3 protein-coding genes are annotated in these 3,317 nt (G+C 58.4%); 2 read left to right on the top strand and 1 reads right to left on the bottom strand.

The features are described 5' to 3' along the window. Positions 1-280 precede the first annotated feature (280 nt). Positions 281-1,708 (bottom strand): 30S ribosomal protein S12 methylthiotransferase RimO, encoded by a 1,428-nt coding sequence (gene rimO / locus OKC30_RS20280; RefSeq protein ID WP_233735823.1) that lies wholly within the window; start codon positions 1,706-1,708, stop codon positions 281-283. Positions 1,709-2,102: 394 nt separating this feature from the next. On the opposite strand from rimO, the gene OKC30_RS20275 reads away from it, so the two are divergent. Together OKC30_RS20275 and OKC30_RS20270 are read left to right on the top strand one after the other, a co-directional pair. Then, positions 2,103-2,591: a chemotaxis protein CheW gene (locus OKC30_RS20275; protein WP_160838252.1), complete on the top strand. Its 489-nt coding sequence runs from the start codon at positions 2,103-2,105 to the stop codon at positions 2,589-2,591. A 72-nt stretch (positions 2,592-2,663) separates the two neighbouring features. Continuing rightward, positions 2,664-3,050 carry a DUF2802 domain-containing protein gene (locus OKC30_RS20270; protein WP_010673943.1) on the top strand — a complete coding sequence of 129 codons (387 nt, stop codon included), beginning with the start codon at positions 2,664-2,666 and terminating at the stop codon, positions 3,048-3,050. Positions 3,051-3,317 lie beyond the last annotated feature (267 nt).

Here is a 3,317-nt window from a genome sequence, read left to right as displayed (position 1 = left end):
TGTGTTTGGAGACAGCCAGTTTACCAGCACCCTGTCTGTCAACTTCCACTTCCCCAAGATCCCGCGAAGAACCTTATTTTTGCGCAGGAAACAAGCGGCTCATGTGGCAGGAGAGAAGTGTGCGCTGGTTCACGGGCGCGTGCGAAAAGAGCAAGGGGAGGGAGATCGGTGATGAGGGGCGGGACAGGGGATGACAGGGGGCATGCAAGAGCCTGACGGGCGGCGGACATTAAAAAAGCCAGTCGGTGAGACCGACTGGCTTTGAGGGGGAGTAGCGTGATTATTCCACCAGGCTGGCCCAGAGGTCGTACTCGTCCGCTTCGTCGATGCGGACCTTGACCATGTCGCCGGGCTTGAGGCCGGTTTCACCGTTCAGGTAGACCAGTCCGTCGATCTCGGGGGCATCGGCGGCGGAGCGGCCGGTGGCACCTTCTTCGTCCACCTCGTCGATCAGCACCAGCATCTCTTTGCCCACTTTACGGGCCAGCTTGCGGATGGAGACCTGCTGTTGCAGTTCCATGAAGCGCTGGAAGCGTTCTTCCTGCACCTCGGCCGGCACCGGATCCGGCAGTTCGTTGGCCTTGGCCCCCTCGACCGGGCTGTATTTGAAGCAGCCAACCCTGTCCAGTTCCGCCTTGTCGATGAAGTCCAGCAGCATCTGGAACTCTTCTTCGGTCTCGCCGGGGAAGCCGACGATGAAGGTGGAGCGCAGGGTGATCTCGGGGCAGATCTCGCGCCACTTCTGGATCCGCTCCAGGGTGCGCTCGACGGAGCCGGGGCGCTTCATCAATTTGAGGATGCGCGGGCTGGCGTGCTGCAGCGGGATGTCGAGGTAGGGGAGGATTTTGCCGTCGCGCATCAGGGGGATGACGTCATCCACGTGCGGGTACGGGTAGACGTAGTGCAGGCGCACCCACATACCGAGCTTGGCTAGCTCTTCGCACAGGGCCACCATGCTGGTCTTGACCGGCATGCCGTCGTAGAAACCGGTGCGGTGCTTGACGTCCACGCCGTAGGCGGAGGTGTCCTGGGAGATCACCAGGATCTCCTTCACGCCAGCCTCTTTCAGGCGCTTGGCTTCGGCCAGCACTTCGCCGATGGGACGGCTCACCAGATCCCCGCGCATGGAGGGAATGATGCAGAAGGTGCAGCGGTGGTTGCAGCCTTCGGAGATCTTGAGATAGGCGTAGTGGCGCGGGGTCAGCTTGACACCGTGGGCCGGCACCAGGCTGGTGAAGGGGTTGTGGGTGGGTTTTTCCACGTATTTGTGGACGTGGCCCAGCACCTCTTCATAGGCGTGGGGACCGGTTATTTCGAGCACCTTGGGGTGGATCTCGCGGATCTGGTTCTCTTTGGCACCCAGGCAGCCGGTGACGATCACCTTGCCGTTCTCGGCCAGGGCCTCACCGATGGCTTCCAGGGACTCTTGCACCGCGCTGTCGATGAAGCCGCAGGTGTTGACCACCACCAGCTCCGCATCGTCATAGCTGGGCACCACGTCGTACCCTTCGGTACGCAGCTGGGTCAGGATGCGTTCGGAATCGACCAGGTTTTTGGGGCATCCCAAGCTCACAAAACCAATCCTTGGGTGGTGAGACCTAATAATGCTGGAAGTTGCTTGTTGGACAGGTTGGTTGTCCAATGGCTGAGCCGGCGTGGTTGCAGGCGTCAGGCTCTCTGAGCTGGGGTCAAAACGGTTGACAGTCATAGGGTGTCGCTGGTCACTGATGCAAAAAAAGATGGCGGATTATACCTGATGAGCAGGAAAGAGGAAGAAGTGATGTGTGCATTTTTTAACCTGTAATATTAGATTTCAATGTTCGATATTTTGTGTCTTTTCCTATGAGGTGAAGACGATGCGATCATCAACGACAGGGGCCTCGGTTACGAGTTCTGCCTCGCAGTCCTCAAGCCATCTACGGCCGCCAGCATGTGCGGGAGACCTACACTAAGGAAAGTGCGAACAAGTATCCCACGAACAAAAAATGAAAATTTTAGTCATTTAATATCAATGGGTTACCAGTAAATGCTCTCGTGCCATATGACTTATTCGCACCTTCCCTAATTTTACCCGTTGACGGGTTCATACAAGGATCAAGAAGATGACAGAGAAGCGCAATATTGCACAGAATCTGGCCGAAGACGAAGTGCTGCAGTGGGTGACCTTCCAGTTGGAAAACGAGACCTATGGCATCAACGTGATGCAGGTTCAGGAAGTGTTGCGCTACACCGAGATCGCTCCGGTCCCGGGTGCACCTGACTACGTGCTGGGCATCATCAACCTGCATGGCAACGTGGTGACCGTCATCGATACCCGCTCCCGTTTCGGCCTGCCGGCCGGGGACGTGAGCGAGAACTCCCGCATCGTCATCATCGAGGCGGAGAAGCAGGTGATCGGCATCATGGTGGACAGCGTGGCCGAGGTGGTCTATCTGCGCTCCTCCGAGATCGATGCCGCCCCGGCGGTAGGCACCGAGGAGAGCGCCAAGTTCATCCAGGGCGTCAGCAACCGTGACGGCCAACTGCTGATCCTGGTGGATCTCAACAAGCTGCTCTCCGACGAAGAGTGGGAAGACATTGGTTCCCTGTAACAGGGACGGGAACGTGCGGACGGGGGCGATGGCACCTGTCCGCCTCCCTGTGACGGATAAGGTGATGGTTTGATGATTGAATTTGCAGCCTTGGGGTTGTCCTTGCTCGCACTGGTGCTGGCCCTTTACGGGATCCTGGGGCACCGTCGTCGCCAGCGAGAGTCCGAGGCCAGGGTGGAAGCGCTGCAGGGGCAGCTCGAGAGTCTGCGCAAGCAGATGATGGAGTTGCACACGGGCGCCATCGGCATGGGCCAGCGTCTGCAAGCCGCAGAAGGGGCCATGCAGAAGATCCACGACAGCCAGCAGGAGCTGACGTTGCAGGATCCGGAGCGCCGCCTCTACAGCCGCGCCGCCAAGATGGTGGAGCTTGGTGCCGATCTGGACGAGGTGATGAGCGAGTGCGAGTTGCCCCAGGCGGAAGCGGAGCTGCTTATTTCCTTGCGAAAGGGACGCAGCTGACGGATGTGTCGCGGGGAGGCCGGTGCCTCCCCGCTTTCTGTTCGGCCCGTGGCCACTTCTTTCTCGATGCCGGGACGGTGATAATCCTTTGGCATGGCGTTGTTGCCCAAATCGATGCAGCTTGAATGGAACTAACTGAGGACTTGGTGATCTGATCACCACCATCTCCTTCAAGTCTGCATCATGAGCACGTCGCTTCACCCCATCACCAACTGGCCTACATACAACAAATCTTTGATTAACCGTGGTTCACTCACCTTCTGGGTT

It is taken from the genome of Aeromonas sp. QDB18 (assembly GCF_027705325.1).
In the GTDB taxonomy this organism is placed as follows: Bacteria; Pseudomonadota; Gammaproteobacteria; order Enterobacterales; family Aeromonadaceae; genus Aeromonas; species Aeromonas caviae.
Note: the sequence above shows the minus strand (reverse complement) of the source record. Positions and strands in the feature narration are given on the sequence as shown.

Coding starts and splice junctions, on each gene's coding strand:
- rimO (WP_233735823.1), bottom strand. CDS start 1,708: ATGACTGTCAACCGTTTTGACCCCAGCTCAGAGAGCCTGACGCCTGCA.
- OKC30_RS20275 (WP_160838252.1), top strand. CDS start 2,103: ATGACAGAGAAGCGCAATATTGCACAGAATCTGGCCGAAGACGAAGTG.
- OKC30_RS20270 (WP_010673943.1), top strand. CDS start 2,664: ATGATTGAATTTGCAGCCTTGGGGTTGTCCTTGCTCGCACTGGTGCTG.